The sequence below is a fragment of the Pseudomonas amygdali genome (genome assembly GCF_002699855.1).
Taxonomy (GTDB): Bacteria; Pseudomonadota; Gammaproteobacteria; order Pseudomonadales; family Pseudomonadaceae; genus Aquipseudomonas; species Aquipseudomonas amygdali.
On record NZ_LKBW01000002.1, the window covers coordinates 18,743 to 33,137 of the forward strand.

The following is a 14,395-nucleotide window of genomic DNA, read 5'->3' on the forward strand; positions in this document are numbered from 1 at the left end:
AAACATTCCGGGTCTGCGGGAGCGAGCGTGCTCGCGAAGAAGCCCGTGCAGCCGCTGAAACTCCATTGATCAGGTAATCCGCCTTCGCGAGCAAGCTCGCTCCCACAAGATCATCGCTGCCGCAGAGCATCCACATGGCTTGAAACACTTCGGACCTGTGTGAGTGTCTCGCATGGCTTGAAACACTCCGGACCTGTGGGAGCGAGCTTGCTCGCGAAAGGGCCTGCACAAGCGCCGAAAATGCATCGACTGAAACACCGTATTCGCGAGCAAGCTCGCTCCCACAAGATCATCGCTGCCGCAGAGCATCCACATGGCTTGAAACACCCAGGACCTGTGTGAGTGTCTCGCATGGTTTGAAAACACTCCGGATCTGTGGGAGCGAGCTTGCTCGCGAAAGGGCCTGCACTAGCGCCGAAAATGCATCGATTGAAACACTTTCTTCGCGAGCAAGCTCGCCCCCCCACGCCCTTCGGGCAGAAGCCCGGATGCCCTTTATTCCCGGCGTCACAGATCTGTGCTGTACCGCACTTTCAGGTAATGGCGCATCACTCCGGCGCTGCGGCGGGTGTCGGGGCGGGTGGTGGGCGCAGGCCGACCTCGGCGCTCAGGCGCATCTCCTTGCCGTTGCGCATCACGTCGATAGCAATCTTGTCCTTGGGTTTGGTGCGCGCCACCTGGTTCATCGAGCGACGACCGTCGCCGGCAGGTTCGCCATTGATGCTCAGGATCACGTCGCCCAGTTGCAGGCCGGCTTTCTGCGCCGGTCCGTCGCGGAAGATGCCGGCCACAACGATACCTGGACGATCCTTCAGCCCGAAGGATTCGGCCAGTTCCTGGGTCAGCGGTTGAACTTCGATGCCCAGCCAGCCACGAATGACCTGACCGTGCTCGATGATCGACTTCATGACATCCATTGCCAATTTGGTCGGAATAGCGAAGCCGATGCCCTGGGAGCCGCCGGACTTGGAAAAAATCGCGGTATTGATACCGATCAGATTGCCGCTGGCGTCTACCAGCGCACCGCCCGAGTTACCCGGGTTGATGGCCGCATCGGTCTGAATGAAGTCTTCATAAGTGTTGAGGCCCAATTGATTGCGCCCGGTGGCACTGATGATCCCCATGGTCACGGTCTGACCGACCCCGAACGGGTTGCCGATCGCCAGTGCAACGTCGCCGATGCGAATGCTGTCAGAGCGCGCGATGGTAATCGCGGGCAGGTTTTTCAAATCGATCTTGAGCACCGCCAGGTCGGTTTCCGGGTCATTGCCGATGACCCGGGCAATGGTTTCGCGGCCGTCTTTTAGCGCCACCACGATCTGGTCCGCGCCTGTGGTGACGTGGTTATTGGTCAGTATGTAGCCTTCGGGGCTCATCATGACGCCAGAGCCAAGGCTCGACTCCATGCGCTTCTGCTTGGGCGTGTTGTCGCCGAAGAAGCGCCGGAACTGCGGGTCTTCGAAAAGCGGGTTGTTGCCCTTGTTGACCATCTTGGTGGTGTAGAGGTTGACCACCGCGGGCGCTGCGGCAATGACCGCATCGGCATAGGACGACGGACCTTGCATGACGTTGGTGGTCTGCGGAGCCTGTTGCAGATTGACATCCAGGCTCGGCAGGCCGACCCACTGCGGATAGCGCTGAATAATCAGCATGGCGATAAGCACGCCAGCCAGCAATGGCCAGCCGAAAAAACGCAGTGCCTTGAACATTTAACAAGTCCTGATGGTTGCAGGCGCAGAAAGTTTTGCCACGGGTGCGCCATAATGGCGGGCATTATACGAGTACAACGCAGCTCTGAACTGCATATTTAGGAGTCTTTTATGGCTGTTGCCCTGAGCACCCTGGTCGAAGAAGCCGACCGCTATCTGAACAGTGCCCGGATTCAGGATTATTGCCCTAATGGCCTTCAGGTCGAGGGTCGGCCTCAAGTGATGCGCATCGTCAGCGGCGTGACGGCCAGCCAGGCATTGCTGGACGCTGCCGTAGAGGCTCAGGCTGATCTGATTCTGGTCCATCACGGTTATTTCTGGAAAGGCGAAAACCCCTGTGTTGTCGGCATGAAGCAGCGTCGCCTGAAAACTCTGCTCAAGCACGACATCAGCCTGCTTGCCTACCACCTGCCGCTGGACGTGCACCCTGAAGTGGGCAATAACGTGCAGCTGGCACGTCAGTTGGACATCACTGTCGAAGGCCCGCTGGACCCCGAAAATTCGCGAGTGGTCGGCTTGATCGGTTCGTTGTCCGAACCCATGACGCCGCGGGATTTTGCCCGTCGCGTGCAGGATGCGCTGGGGCGTGAGCCATTGCTTATCGAAGGCAGTCAGATGATTCGCCGTGTCGGCTGGTGCACGGGCGGTGGTCAGAACTACATTGATCAGGCAGTGCGGGAAGGCGTCGATCTGTTCCTGAGTGGCGAAGCGTCGGAGCAGACATTCCACAGCGCACGGGAGAACGACATCAGCTTCATCGCGGCCGGTCATCACGCCACCGAGCGATATGGCGTTCAGGCCCTGGGTGATTACCTGGCCCGACGCTTTGCGCTCGAGCATATCTTCATCGACTGCCCGAACCCGATTTGAACGATCAAACAGCAGGGCATATGCATAGATCGTTTCGATCTAGCTGCATCGCTGATTAGCGATATCACGCATGTTAAAGTGCTCGGCTCGAATACGGCCCGCAGGCCGCCCCGGGGTTTCCCGGTCCATAACGAACGCAATCCGTGAGTAGCCATGGTTGACAAACTGACGCATCTGAAACAGCTGGAGGCGGAAAGCATCCACATTATCCGCGAGGTCGCCGCCGAGTTCGATAACCCGGTGATGCTGTACTCGATCGGCAAGGATTCGGCCGTGATGCTGCACCTGGCGCGCAAGGCATTCTTCCCCGGTAAATTGCCATTCCCGGTCATGCACGTCGATACTCGCTGGAAATTCCAGGAGATGTATCGTTTTCGCGACAAGATGGTCGAGGAAATGGGCCTGGACCTGATCACTCACATCAACCCCGATGGTGTGGCGCAGGGCATCAACCCCTTCACCCACGGAAGCGCCAAACATACCGACATCATGAAGACCGAGGGCCTGAAGCAGGCGCTCGACAAGCATGGTTTCGATGCCGCTTTCGGCGGTGCCCGGCGCGACGAAGAAAAGTCCCGGGCCAAGGAACGCGTCTATTCGTTCCGCGACAGCAAACATCGCTGGGACCCTAAAAACCAGCGCCCCGAGCTGTGGAATGTCTATAACGGCAACGTCAACAAAGGCGAGTCTATCCGGGTGTTCCCGCTCTCCAACTGGACCGAGCTGGACATCTGGCAGTACATCTACCTTGAAGGCATCCCTATCGTGCCGCTGTACTTCGCCGCCGAGCGCGACGTGATCGAGAAGAACGGTACGCTGATCATGATCGACGACGAGCGCATCCTCGAGCATCTCACCGATGAAGAGAAGTCGCGCATCGTCAAGAAAAAGGTCCGTTTCCGCACCCTCGGCTGCTACCCGCTGACCGGTGCTGTAGAGTCCGAAGCGACCAGCCTGACCGACATCATTCAGGAAATGTTGCTGACGCGAACTTCCGAGCGCCAGGGCCGGGTCATTGACCATGACGGCGCTGGCTCGATGGAAGAAAAGAAACGTCAGGGTTATTTCTAAGGGGTGTCACATGTCGCATCAATCTGATTTGATCAGCGAGGACATCCTCGCCTACCTGGGCCAGCACGAACGCAAGGAAATGCTGCGCTTTCTTACCTGTGGCAACGTCGATGACGGCAAGAGCACGCTGATCGGGCGTCTGCTGCATGACTCGAAGATGATCTATGAAGATCACCTTGAAGCCATCACCCGGGACTCGAAGAAGTCCGGCACCACTGGCGATGACGTCGATCTGGCGTTGCTGGTGGATGGTCTGCAGGCCGAGCGGGAGCAGGGCATCACTATCGATGTTGCCTATCGCTATTTCTCCACGGCCAAGCGAAAGTTCATCATTGCCGATACACCGGGCCATGAGCAGTACACCCGTAACATGGCCACCGGCGCTTCGACCTGTGACCTGGCGATCATTCTGGTGGACGCGCGCTATGGCGTGCAGACCCAGACCCGTCGTCACAGCTATATCGCCTCTCTGCTGGGTATCAAGCACATCGTCGTCGCCATCAACAAGATGGACCTCAACGGCTTCGATGAGGGCGTGTTCGAGTCGATCAAGGCCGATTACCTGAAGTTCGCCGAGGGTATCGCGTTCAAGCCGACCACCATGGCGTTTGTTCCAATGTCAGCGCTCAAGGGCGACAACGTGGTGAACAAGAGCGAGCGTTCGCCCTGGTACACCGGCCAGTCGCTGATGGAAATTCTCGAGACCGTCGAAATCGCCAGCGACCGCAACTATGCGGACCTGCGTTTCCCGGTGCAGTACGTCAACCGTCCAAACCTGAACTTCCGCGGTTTCGCCGGTACGCTGGCCAGCGGTATCGTGCACAAGGGCGACGAGATCGTCGTGCTGCCGTCGGGCAAGAGCAGCCGTGTGAAGTCCATCGTCACTTTTGAAGGCGAGCTGGAGCAGGCCGGTCCGGGGCAGGCCGTGACGCTGACCATGGAAGACGAGATCGACATTTCCCGCGGTGATCTGCTGGTGCATGCCGACAACGTCCCACAGGTCAGCGATGCGTTCGACGCGATGCTGGTGTGGATGGCCGAAGAGCCCATGCTGCCGGGCAAGAAGTACGACATCAAGCGCGCTACCAGCTATGTGCCTGGCTCTATTGCCAGCATTACTCATCGGGTCGATGTGAACACGCTGCAGGAAGGCCCTGCCAGCTCGTTGCAGTTGAACGAGATCGGACGCGTCAAAGTCAGCCTCGATGCGCCCATCGCGCTGGACGGCTATGACAGAAACCCCACCACTGGCTCGTTCATCGTCATCGATCGTCTGACCAATGGCACTGTGGCCGCGGGCATGATCATTGCCAGGCCGGTTTCAGGCGGTGGCTCGCAGCATCATGGCGAGCTGGCCCACGTCTCGACTGAAGAGCGTGCGCAGCGTTTCGGCCAGCAGCCGGCTACCGTATTGTTCAGCGGCCTGTCCGGCGCAGGCAAAAGTACGTTGGCGTATGCGGTCGAGCGTAAGTTGTTCGACATGGGCCGTGCGGTCTATGTGCTGGACGGTCAGAACCTGCGTCATGACCTGAACAAGGGCTTGCCACAGGACCGTGCCGGGCGTACCGAGAACTGGAGCCGTGCCGCCCACGTGGCGCGCCAGTTCAACGAAGCGGGCCTGCTGACCCTGGCTGCCTTTGTGGCGCCGGATGCCGAGGGCCGTGAGCGCGCCAAGGCGCTGATCGGCAAGGATCGTCTGCTGACCGTCTATGTTCAGGCGTCGCCAGCAGTCTGCCGCGAGCGTGACCCGCAAGGCCTGTATGCCGCTGATGGCGACAACATTCCTGGCGAGTCCTTTCCGTATGACGTGCCGCTGAATGCCGATCTGGTGATCGATACGCAGACACTCAACCTGGAAGAAAGCGTTAAACAGGTGCTGGATCTGCTGCGCAGCCGCAGCGTGATCTGATACGCATGCAGGCGTGAAAGCCCAATGGTTTTCAGCGCCTGCATTGGCCTCTTCGCGAGCAAGCTCGCTCCCACAATGGTGCGCACGCACGATCTTGTGGGAGCGACCGGCGTGGCAATCCGCATTGCTCGCGAAGGGGTAGGGCACAAAAAAGCCCGCTGCAGATGTTCTCTGTAGCGGGCTTTTGTGTGGCTGTGAATCCTTACCTTTTCAGGCCGTAATGCTCATCCAGCATTCCAGGCGTGTTGGGCGACTTGGGGGCGTAGTCCTTGGGTGTCTCGGTGTCGCGCGGAGGGGTCAGGCGGTCGCGATGATCGCGGTGCGCATGATTGGCCTCAGGGTGCAGGGCAGCCAGCAAGCGTTGGCGGGTCAGCTCGTCGAGAGCCAGACGGTTGGCGCCCTCGGCAAGGTGTTCCTGAACATCCTGATAGCTCTGCGAAAGCTTCTGTACCAGATTGGCCGTGCTGTTGAAGTGCGTGACTACCTCGTTCTGATAGGTGTCGAAACGCTCCTGAATGTCATCCAGCTGGCGCTGGGTGCTGTTCGGAACGGTGTTGGGCAGCAGGCGTGCTACCAGAAAACCAATGACGACACCGGCCACCAGGGCGAGCGTCGGCAACAACCAGACTAAGAGCGAGTGTTCCACGAGTCCTTCCTCTATAAACGGCTTTGCTTTACGTTAACGGCTGGAACCTGCGCTGTATACCCGCGACGTATCGTTGATATGCAAGCCGCAGACAATCAGCTAGACGAGTCGACCCATTTCGAGGTCACGGAGTTCTGTTTTACTCATGCGTGAAACCCCATTATTTATCGATGGCCCAGAAGGCCAGCTCGAAGCGCTGTATCAGGATGTACCCGACGCCCGAGGCGTTGCACTGATCTGCCATCCTAACCCGATACAGGGTGGAACGATGCTCAATAAAGTCGTCTCGACGTTGCAGCGTACCGCAAGGGATCAAGGTCTGATCACCTTACGCTTCAATTATCGCGGTGTCGGTGTCGGTGCCAGTGCCGGTACGTCGGTCGCCGGGCCAGGTGAGATCGATGATGCCCAGGCTGCTGCCAAGTGGCTGCGCGCGCAACATCCTGATCTGCCCATGACCCTGTTCGGTTTTTCTTTCGGTGGCTACGTTGCCGCCAACCTGGGCGGTCGTCTTGAAGGGCAGGGCGAAAAACTGACGCATTTGTTTCTGATTGCTGCAGCTGCCTCGCGGCTCAAGGATCAAAGCGTCTTGCCGCAAGCCTGCCCGCTGACGATCATTCAGCCAGAAGACGATGAAGTGATCGATCCCGAAACGGTCTATGAATGGTCGGCAGCGCTGCAACGCCCCCATGAGCTGCTGAAAGTGGCAGAATGCGGACACTTTTTTCACGGCAAGCTGACCGATCTGAAAGATCTGCTTCTGCCGCGACTTTCCAACTGATTGCAGCCCGTATTGCATCCTTTAGATAAGCGACCTGCCATGACCACTCGTATCCTGACCGGTATCACGACCACCGGCACTCCCCATCTGGGTAACTACGCGGGCGCGATTCGCCCGGCCATTGTCGCCAGCCGTCAGAGCGATTTCGACTCGTTCTACTTTCTGGCCGACTACCACGCGTTGATCAAATGCGATGACCCGCTGCGCATTCAGCGCTCGCGTCTGGAAATCGCTGCGACCTGGCTGGCAGCTGGCCTGGACGTTGATCGTGTGACCTTCTATCGCCAGTCGGACATTCCAGAGATCCCGGAACTGACCTGGCTGCTTACCTGCGTGGCGGCCAAGGGCCTGCTTAACCGCGCGCACGCCTACAAGGCATCAGTGGACAAGAACGTCGAAGGTGGCGAGGACCCGGATGCGGGCATCACCATGGGGCTGTACAGCTATCCGGTACTGATGGCCGCTGACATTCTGATGTTCAATGCGCATCAGGTTCCTGTGGGGCGCGACCAGATCCAGCACGTTGAAATGGCCCGCGACATCGGCCAGCGGTTCAACCACCTGTTTGGCAATGGCAAGGAATTCTTTGTCATGCCCGAGGCCTTGATCGAAGAGAGCGTCGCCACGCTACCCGGTCTGGACGGGCGCAAGATGTCGAAAAGCTACGACAACACCATTCCGTTGTTCAGCAGCGCCAAGGAGATGAAAAGCGCCATATCGCGCATCGTCACCGACTCGCGCGCGCCGGGTGAAGCGAAGGATCCGGACACCTCGCACCTGTTCACCCTGTATCAAGCGTTTTCGACGGCAGAGCAGTGCGCTGAATTCCGTTCCGATCTATTGCAGGGGCTGGGCTGGGGCGAAGCGAAGAATCGTCTGTTCACCTTGCTGGATGCGCAATTGAGTGAGCCCCGTGAAAAATATCTGTGGCTGATCGAGCGTCCTGCCGATCTCGAAGATATCCTGCTCGCCGGCGCGCAGAAGGCACGCCGGGTTGCCACGCCGTTTCTGGAGGAACTGCGTGAGGCGGTGGGCCTGCGCTCGTTCCGCGCCACGGTGCAAAACGCCGATACCGGCAAGAAAAAGGCCACCAAGGGCGCTCGTTTCGTCAGCTTCCTTGAAGACGACGGCAGCTTCCGTTTCCGCCTGCTGGCCGCCGATGGCGAGCAGCTGCTGTTGTCGCGCAATTTTGCCGACGGCAAGGCGGCCGGCATCGCCAGCAAGCAGTTGCAGCAGGGCGGTGAGCTGGATCTGCGCAGTGAAGCCAATGGTTTCACGCTGTGGCTGGACGGCGAGTGTGTAGCCGATAGCCCGGAGTTCGCCGATGCCATTGCGCGCGACAACGCGATTCAAACCCTTAAGCTGGCACTTGCTCCTCAACAGGACTGATTGCCAATCCCCGGGGTCGTCGCTACAGTGACGACCCGTTTTTGTTGCCTTGCTAACGAATTATGACGCCCCTAGAACGATATCAATCTGATCTGAAACGCCCGGACTTCTTTCACGATGCCGCGCAGGAAAATGCTGTGCGCCATTTGCAGCGCCTGTATGACGATCTGGTTGCCGCTCACGACAGCAAGCCCGGCCTGTTCGGCAAGCTGTTTGGCAAGAAAGAGCCGACCCTGGTCAAGGGTTTGTACTTCTGGGGGGGCGTGGGCCGTGGCAAGACCTACCTGGTCGATACGTTCTTTGACGCGCTGCCGTTTCAGGACAAGGTCCGTACGCACTTCCACCGCTTCATGAAGCGCGTGCACGAAGAGATGAAGACCCTCAAGGGCGAGCGAAATCCGCTGACGATCATCGCCAAGCGTTTTTCCGACGAGGCACGGGTTATCTGTTTCGACGAGTTCTTTGTTTCCGACATCACCGATGCCATGATTCTGGGCACGCTGATGGAAGAACTGTTCAAAAATGGCGTAACGCTGGTGGCAACCTCCAACATCGTTCCGGACGGTTTGTACAAGGACGGCCTGCAACGCGCGCGTTTCCTGCCTGCAATTGCGCTGATCAAACAGAACACCGACATCGTCAACGTCGACAGCGGCGTCGATTACCGTCTGCGTCACCTGGAGCAGGCTGAGCTGTTTCACTTCCCGCTCAACGAAGTTGCGCAGGAAAGCCTGCGCAAAAGCTTCAAGGCCCTGACCGCGGATTGCGCCGAAACCATCGAAAACGATGTGTTGATGATCGAAAACCGCGAGATCCGTGCCCTGCGTACCTGTGATGATGTGGCCTGGTTCGACTTCCGCGAGCTGTGCGACGGGCCACGCAGCCAGAACGACTACATCGAGCTGGGCAAGATCTTTCATGCTGTGCTGATCAGTGGCGTCGAGCAGATGGACGTTTCTACCGATGACATCGCCCGACGTTTTATCAACATGGTCGACGAGTTCTACGATCGCAACGTCAAGCTGATCATTTCAGCCGAGGTTGAGTTGAAGGACCTGTACACCGGTGGCCGGTTGATGTTCGAGTTTCAACGCACCCTGAGCCGTCTACTGGAAATGCAATCCCACGAATTCCTCTCGCGGGCGCACAAGCCCTAGCAGCGACTGCAAGCGGCAAGTTTCAAGCTGCACGCTTGAAGCTCGCCCATGCTGCAGCTCACAGCTTTTCCTTCTGGCTCTCGAACTGCTGCCGGTACTGGTTGGGTGACAGCTCGGTGTGTTGGCGAAACAGCCGGGCGAAGAAGCTGGCGTCGTCATAGCCCACCTCGTAGCTGATGGTCTTGATGCTTTTGCGAGACCCTGACAGCAATCCCTTTGCCGTTTCGATCCGCAGCCGTTGCAGGTAATGCAGCGGCTTGTCACCGGTTGCGGTCTGAAAGCGGCGCATGAAATTGCGAATGCTCATACCGTGCCTCGGGCCACATCTTCAAAGCGGAACTTGTCGGCAAAGTGCTCTTCCAGCCAGTGCTGAATCTGCAGGATCACCACGTCCTGATGCAGTTTCTGCCCGCCAAAGCCTATGCGGCCCGGTGAGTAGGTGCGGCGTACCTCGTAAAGAATATCGCGGGCCACGGCCTGCGCGACGTTGGCACCGCAGAACCGCTCGATCAGGTAGATGTAGAGGTCGCACGCTGACGTCGTGCCCCCTGCGCAGTACACGTTATCGGCGTCAGTCAGGTGCTTTTCCTGGTTGAGCAGCACCTTGGGGTAGCGTTCGGCAAATGCACCGAAGAAGCGCCAGTAGGTAGTCGCTTCCTTGCCGTCGAGCAATCCTGCCTCGGCAAGCCAGTAGACCCCGGTGGCTTCGGCGCAGAGTACGGCACCGTTGGCGTGTTGCTCACGCAGCCAGGGCAGGATCTGCGGGTAGCGTTCGCACAGGGTTTCAAAATCATCCCAAAAGGCCGGGATAACGATGATGTCGCTTTGGCACAGCACGCCGTCGACTGGCAATGTGACGTCGCTGAAGCTGCTGACGGAGAGTCCGTCCGGGCTGACGAGGCGGGTTTCGAAAGCGGGGACCAGGCCATGGCCCAGTTGTTTGCTGTAGCGCAGGCTGGCTAAGTGGAAGAAGTCTTTGGCCTGCATGACCGTCGAGGCAAACATCTTGTCGGTGGTCAGAATGCTTACGCGGCGCAGCAGAGTAGCGTGTTGGATCGGCATAATCGTTATTCTTATATGGGTAAATGGTCAAGCAACGGCTGGATCGTCTTATTTTTTGTCGGGTGTGTCCAGCCTCCTCATGCCAGGATCTCTGCGAGAGGTGCGCATGATGGCTTTGTGCTAAGCGGGTAAATATCCGCCAATCCACGCCTCGCAGGCAATAAACAGAATGTGAACAAAAAATCCGGTTGAGGTTATTTTTACAGTCTGTATAATTCGCCAGCTCTTTGCAGTGGAAGTGATGCGCCGTCTGCCGAAGAATCTTGCCGTATAACGGACGCGCTGACCCGAGCCCCCGATAGCGTCTGTTTCCGGCTGCCTTTGACTTGTCAAAGTACGCACTATTCAGTAAGATCCGCCGTCTAATTTTCAGGGCGGCCCCTGAGGCTATAAAGAATGAAAACTTTTACTGCTAAACCGGAAACAGTTAAGCGCGACTGGTTCGTCGTCGACGCTGCTGGTCAGACCCTGGGTCGTCTGGCCACCGAAATCGCGAGCCGTCTGCGTGGCAAGCACAAACCGGAATACACTCCGCACGTTGATACCGGCGACTACATCGTCGTGATCAATGCCGAGCAGATCCGCGTTACTGGTGCCAAAACCACCGACAAGATCTACTACTCACACTCCGGTTTTCCGGGCGGGATCAAGTCGATCAACTTCGAAAAGCTGATCGCCAAAGCTCCTGAGCGCGTGATCGAGACCGCGGTCAAAGGCATGCTGCCTAAGAACCCGCTGGGTCGTGACATGTATAGTAAGCTGAAAGTCTATGCGGGCGCTGTACACCCTCATACTGCTCAGCAGCCCCAAGAACTGAAGTTTTAACGGAATAGTTCATTATGTCGGCGACTCAAAATTACGGCACTGGCCGTCGCAAGACCGCAACCGCTCGCGTTTTCCTGCGTCCGGGTACTGGTAACATCTCGATCAACAACCGCTCCCTGGACAATTTCTTCGGTCGCGAAACTGCCCGCATGGTAGTTCGTCAGCCGCTGGAACTGACCGAGACAGTTGAAAAGTTCGACATCTACGTCACCGTTATCGGTGGCGGTGTAAGTGGTCAGGCTGGCGCAATCCGCCACGGTATCACTCGCGCTCTGATGCAATACGACGAGACTCTGCGTGGCGCTCTGCGTAAAGCAGGCTTCGTGACTCGCGATGCTCGTGAAGTTGAACGTAAGAAAGTCGGTCTGCGTAAAGCGCGTAAGCGTCCGCAGTACTCGAAGCGTTAATTCGTTCTTCGTTCAAAGAAAGAACGTCCATCCCCTCGCGGGGCTGGGCGTTTTTTTATGGGTGTGATTTTTGCGGTCGAGGTGTTTTCAAGCTGGGCGTGTCACGTCGATATTGCGAGATTTGTAAGCCTGTCGGCGAAGATTACAGAATTTACATCGCGTAAATGAGCTATCTTGTGGCCCGCGACGAACACCTGTCCTGTTGCGTTCATTATCGGATGCGCCCTTAAGGCGTATTCGTTCGTCTGTCCGATAAATTTTAACAAGCGAGGAGGATCGCCATGGGCGTGACCAACCGGTTGGCCTGCTACTCCGACCCCGCCGACCACTATTCTCATCGTGTGCGTATTGTGCTCGCCGAGAAGGGTGTCAGCGCCGAAATCATTGAGGTTTTGGCAGGTCGTCATCCGCCGCAGCTGATTGAAGTAAATCCGTATGGCAGCTTGCCGACTCTTGTTGATCGTGACCTGGCGTTGTACGAGTCGACGGTGGTGATGGAATACCTGGATGAGCGCTATCCTCATCCGCCCTTGCTGCCTGTCTATCCCGTGGCCCGCGCCAACAGCCGTCTGCTGATCCATCGCATCCAGCGAGACTGGTGTGGCCTTGTGGACCTGATCCTTGATACGCGCAGCAAAGAGCCTGCTCGTGTTCAGGCGCGCAAGGAGCTTCGTGAAAGTCTGACCGGGGTTTCACCGTTGTTCGCGGAAAAAGCTTTTTTCATGAGCGACGAGCTAAGTCTTGTTGACTGCTGTCTACTCCCCATACTCTGGCGTTTGCCAATTTTGGGTATTGAATTGCCGCGGCCTGCCAAGCCGTTGCTTGATTACATGGAGCGCCAATTTGCGCGTGAGGCTTTTCAGGCGAGTCTGTCTGCTGCCGAACGTGAAATGCGCTAAGGCTTAAGGAGCCGTTAATGAACTCCAGTCGCCCTTATCTTGTTCGCGCTCTCTATGAGTGGATCGTCGATAACGATTGCACCCCGCACGTGCTGGTCAATGCGGATTACCCCTCGGTGCAGGTCCCGCAAGGGTTTGCCAATGACGGGCAGATTGTCCTGAATGTTTCGCCAAGTGCGGTGCGTCATCTGCATATGGATAACGAGGCCGTCAGCTTCGAAGGCCGCTTCGGCGGTGTGCCACACACGCTTTATGTGCCTGTAGCTGCCATCCTGGGCATTTATGCCCGTGAGAACGGTCAGGGTATGGTTTTCGATCTGGACCCTTCCATGGACGATGGTGAGGAAATCGAGATCGAAGATGATACTCCGCCCGACAGCGAGCCACCGCGCCCGAGTGGCCGGCCGAGTCTGAAGGTCGTGAAGTAAAAAATGCGCAATAAAAAAGGCGATCTCCGGATCGCCTTTTTTTCGCCTGCCAGTTACCCGTCAGTCGATGTACTCAAACAGTTTGACGATCTTCTGCACGCCGGAAACGCCCTGTACCAGGTTGGTGGCGCGATTGGCTTCATCCTGAGTCACCAGACCCAGCAGGAACACAATACCGTTCTCGGTCACCACCTTGATGCGCGAGCCGGGGATGGATGCGTCGGCAATCATCTGGCTTTTGATCTTGGTGGTCAGCCAGGCATCGTTGTTACGCGCCAGCAGCGAAGAGGGCGCCATGACCTGCAACTCGTTGTTGACCTTCTTGACGCGCTGGACCGAGCTGGCGGCCTGTTCGGCAATTGCCTTTAGGTCGGCGCGGGGTGTCTGGCCAGCCAGCAACACGATGCCGTTGAAGCTGGTCACAACGATGTGCGAGCCTTCTGCGAGATCAGGGTTGGCTTTGGAAATGTTGACGGCTGCCTTGGTCTCGATCAGCGAGTCATCGATCTTGCTGCCGAAGGTGCGGGTGCCGCGATCATCTTCGATCGGCTTGTCGCGAGTGGCCGTGATCACCGAGCTGCATCCGGTGACGCTCAGGCACAGTGTCAGAACCAATAGGCTGAGACGATTAGGGGTCATTCTTCACTCCCGAACAGTTGGCTGTCGATCAAATCGCAAAGGCAATGGATCGCCAGCAGATGGACTTCTTGTATGCGTGCCGTGACATTGGCAGGTACGCGGATCTCCACGTCCTCGGGCAATAGCAGGGAAGCCATGCCGCCACCGTCGCGTCCCGTCAATGCTACGACAATCATTTCGCGATCATGTGCGGCCTGGATGGCCTGAATAATATTTGCCGAGTTACCGCTGGTGGAAATGGCCAGCAGCACATCACCTGGCTGGCCCAGTGCGCGGATCTGCTTGGAAAAGATTTCGTTGTAGCTGTAATCGTTGGCGATCGAGGTGATCGTCGAGCTGTCGGTTGTCAGGGCGATGGCTGGCAGGCTCGGCCGCTCGCGCTCGAAACGGTTGAGCAGTTCCGAGGAAAAGTGCTGTGCATCGCCAGCCGATCCGCCGTTGCCGCACGCGAGCATCTTGCCCTCGTTGAGCAGGGCATTGACCATGACCTGACTGGCTTGCTCGATATAGGGTGCAAGGACTTCCATCGACTGTTGCTTGGTTTCGATGCTGGCCTGGAACAGCCGGCGAATTCGGGATTGCATGTCCATCAATGTGACCTTA

Annotated in this window: 14 protein-coding genes and 1 pseudogene; 10 read left to right on the top strand and 5 right to left on the bottom strand. The window is 57.7% G+C overall.

All coding sequences use genetic code 11. The features are described 5' to 3' along the window. Window positions 1-548 precede the first annotated feature (548 nt). On the bottom strand, window positions 549-1,709 hold the full coding sequence (gene algW / locus AO277_RS00675; protein WP_002555073.1) for a Do family serine endopeptidase AlgW: 1,161 nt from the start codon (window positions 1,707-1,709) through the stop codon (window positions 549-551). 111 nt (window positions 1,710-1,820) lie between these two features. On the opposite strand from algW, the gene AO277_RS00680 reads away from it, so the two are divergent. From AO277_RS00680 to cysN, 3 genes are all read left to right on the top strand, one after another. Continuing rightward, entirely contained in the window at window positions 1,821-2,579 is a 759-nt protein-coding gene (locus AO277_RS00680; RefSeq protein WP_044317645.1) for a Nif3-like dinuclear metal center hexameric protein, read from the top strand. A 153-nt stretch (window positions 2,580-2,732) separates the two neighbouring features. Continuing rightward, the gene (gene cysD / locus AO277_RS00685; protein WP_002555071.1) at window positions 2,733-3,650 is read left to right on the top strand and encodes a sulfate adenylyltransferase subunit CysD; all 918 of its coding nucleotides are present in this window, start codon (window positions 2,733-2,735) and stop codon (window positions 3,648-3,650) included. A 10-nt stretch (window positions 3,651-3,660) separates the two neighbouring features. Continuing rightward, window positions 3,661-5,559 carry a sulfate adenylyltransferase subunit CysN gene (gene cysN / locus AO277_RS00690; protein WP_044317644.1) on the top strand — a complete coding sequence of 633 codons (1,899 nt, stop codon included), beginning with the start codon at window positions 3,661-3,663 and terminating at the stop codon, window positions 5,557-5,559. A gap of 202 nt (window positions 5,560-5,761) precedes the next feature. Here the strand turns inward: cysN and AO277_RS00695 are convergent, their stop codons facing one another. Beyond that, on the bottom strand, window positions 5,762-6,205 hold the full coding sequence (locus AO277_RS00695; protein WP_002555069.1) for a Z-ring associated ZapG family protein: 444 nt from the start codon (window positions 6,203-6,205) through the stop codon (window positions 5,762-5,764). Window positions 6,206-6,350: 145 nt separating this feature from the next. Here AO277_RS00695 and AO277_RS00700 point away from each other — a divergent pair, with 145 nt between their 5' ends. From AO277_RS00700 to zapE, 3 genes are all read left to right on the top strand, one after another. Further along, window positions 6,351-6,986, top strand: coding sequence for an alpha/beta hydrolase (locus tag AO277_RS00700; protein ID WP_044317643.1), 636 nt, complete (start codon window positions 6,351-6,353; stop codon window positions 6,984-6,986). Between the two features lie 39 nt (window positions 6,987-7,025). Continuing rightward, window positions 7,026-8,375, top strand: coding sequence for a tryptophan--tRNA ligase (locus AO277_RS00705; protein ID WP_044317642.1), 1,350 nt, complete (start codon window positions 7,026-7,028; stop codon window positions 8,373-8,375). Window positions 8,376-8,437: 62 nt separating this feature from the next. After that, on the top strand, window positions 8,438-9,532 hold the full coding sequence (gene zapE, locus AO277_RS00710; protein ID WP_044317641.1) for a cell division protein ZapE: 1,095 nt from the start codon (window positions 8,438-8,440) through the stop codon (window positions 9,530-9,532). A gap of 58 nt (window positions 9,533-9,590) precedes the next feature. Here zapE and AO277_RS00715 read toward each other — a convergent pair. After that, window positions 9,591-10,537: pseudogene (locus AO277_RS00715) on the bottom strand (GlxA family transcriptional regulator). Window positions 10,538-10,990: 453 nt separating this feature from the next. On the opposite strand from AO277_RS00715, the gene rplM reads away from it, so the two are divergent. From rplM to AO277_RS00735, 4 genes are all read left to right on the top strand, one after another. Beyond that, a complete protein-coding gene (rplM, locus tag AO277_RS00720; RefSeq protein ID WP_044317640.1) occupies window positions 10,991-11,419 on the top strand; it encodes a 50S ribosomal protein L13 in 429 nt (142 codons plus the stop codon). Window positions 11,420-11,433: 14 nt separating this feature from the next. Beyond that, on the top strand, window positions 11,434-11,826 hold the full coding sequence (rpsI, locus tag AO277_RS00725; protein WP_002555064.1) for a 30S ribosomal protein S9: 393 nt from the start codon (window positions 11,434-11,436) through the stop codon (window positions 11,824-11,826). Window positions 11,827-12,107: 281 nt separating this feature from the next. Continuing rightward, on the top strand, window positions 12,108-12,725 hold the full coding sequence (locus AO277_RS00730) for a glutathione S-transferase N-terminal domain-containing protein (protein WP_044317639.1): 618 nt from the start codon (window positions 12,108-12,110) through the stop codon (window positions 12,723-12,725). Between the two features lie 17 nt (window positions 12,726-12,742). Then, window positions 12,743-13,153: a ClpXP protease specificity-enhancing factor gene (locus tag AO277_RS00735; protein WP_044317638.1), complete on the top strand. Its 411-nt coding sequence runs from the start codon at window positions 12,743-12,745 to the stop codon at window positions 13,151-13,153. Between the two features lie 60 nt (window positions 13,154-13,213). On the opposite strand, the gene AO277_RS00740 is transcribed toward AO277_RS00735, so the two are convergent. Both AO277_RS00740 and AO277_RS00745 read right to left on the bottom strand, forming a co-directional pair. Continuing rightward, on the bottom strand, window positions 13,214-13,792 hold the full coding sequence (locus AO277_RS00740) for a BON domain-containing protein (RefSeq protein WP_002555060.1): 579 nt from the start codon (window positions 13,790-13,792) through the stop codon (window positions 13,214-13,216). Next, on the bottom strand, window positions 13,789-14,382 hold the full coding sequence (locus AO277_RS00745; RefSeq protein WP_002555059.1) for a phosphoheptose isomerase: 594 nt from the start codon (window positions 14,380-14,382) through the stop codon (window positions 13,789-13,791). The genes AO277_RS00740 and AO277_RS00745 overlap by 4 nt, the downstream gene beginning before the upstream one ends. Window positions 14,383-14,395 lie beyond the last annotated feature (13 nt).

What these genes read in the sequence shown, in the direction of transcription:
- algW (WP_002555073.1), bottom strand. Translation starts at nt 1,709, where the DNA reads ATGTTCAAGGCACTGCGTTTTTTCGGCTGGCCATTGCTGGCTGGCGTG.
- AO277_RS00680 (WP_044317645.1), top strand. Translation starts at nt 1,821, where the DNA reads ATGGCTGTTGCCCTGAGCACCCTGGTCGAAGAAGCCGACCGCTATCTG.
- cysD (WP_002555071.1), top strand. Translation starts at nt 2,733, where the DNA reads ATGGTTGACAAACTGACGCATCTGAAACAGCTGGAGGCGGAAAGCATC.
- cysN (WP_044317644.1), top strand. Translation starts at nt 3,661, where the DNA reads ATGTCGCATCAATCTGATTTGATCAGCGAGGACATCCTCGCCTACCTG.
- AO277_RS00700 (WP_044317643.1), top strand. Translation starts at nt 6,351, where the DNA reads ATGCGTGAAACCCCATTATTTATCGATGGCCCAGAAGGCCAGCTCGAA.
- AO277_RS00705 (WP_044317642.1), top strand. Translation starts at nt 7,026, where the DNA reads ATGACCACTCGTATCCTGACCGGTATCACGACCACCGGCACTCCCCAT.
- zapE (WP_044317641.1), top strand. Translation starts at nt 8,438, where the DNA reads ATGACGCCCCTAGAACGATATCAATCTGATCTGAAACGCCCGGACTTC.
- rplM (WP_044317640.1), top strand. Translation starts at nt 10,991, where the DNA reads ATGAAAACTTTTACTGCTAAACCGGAAACAGTTAAGCGCGACTGGTTC.
- rpsI (WP_002555064.1), top strand. Translation starts at nt 11,434, where the DNA reads ATGTCGGCGACTCAAAATTACGGCACTGGCCGTCGCAAGACCGCAACC.
- AO277_RS00730 (WP_044317639.1), top strand. Translation starts at nt 12,108, where the DNA reads ATGGGCGTGACCAACCGGTTGGCCTGCTACTCCGACCCCGCCGACCAC.
- AO277_RS00735 (WP_044317638.1), top strand. Translation starts at nt 12,743, where the DNA reads ATGAACTCCAGTCGCCCTTATCTTGTTCGCGCTCTCTATGAGTGGATC.
- AO277_RS00740 (WP_002555060.1), bottom strand. Translation starts at nt 13,792, where the DNA reads ATGACCCCTAATCGTCTCAGCCTATTGGTTCTGACACTGTGCCTGAGC.
- AO277_RS00745 (WP_002555059.1), bottom strand. Translation starts at nt 14,382, where the DNA reads ATGGACATGCAATCCCGAATTCGCCGGCTGTTCCAGGCCAGCATCGAA.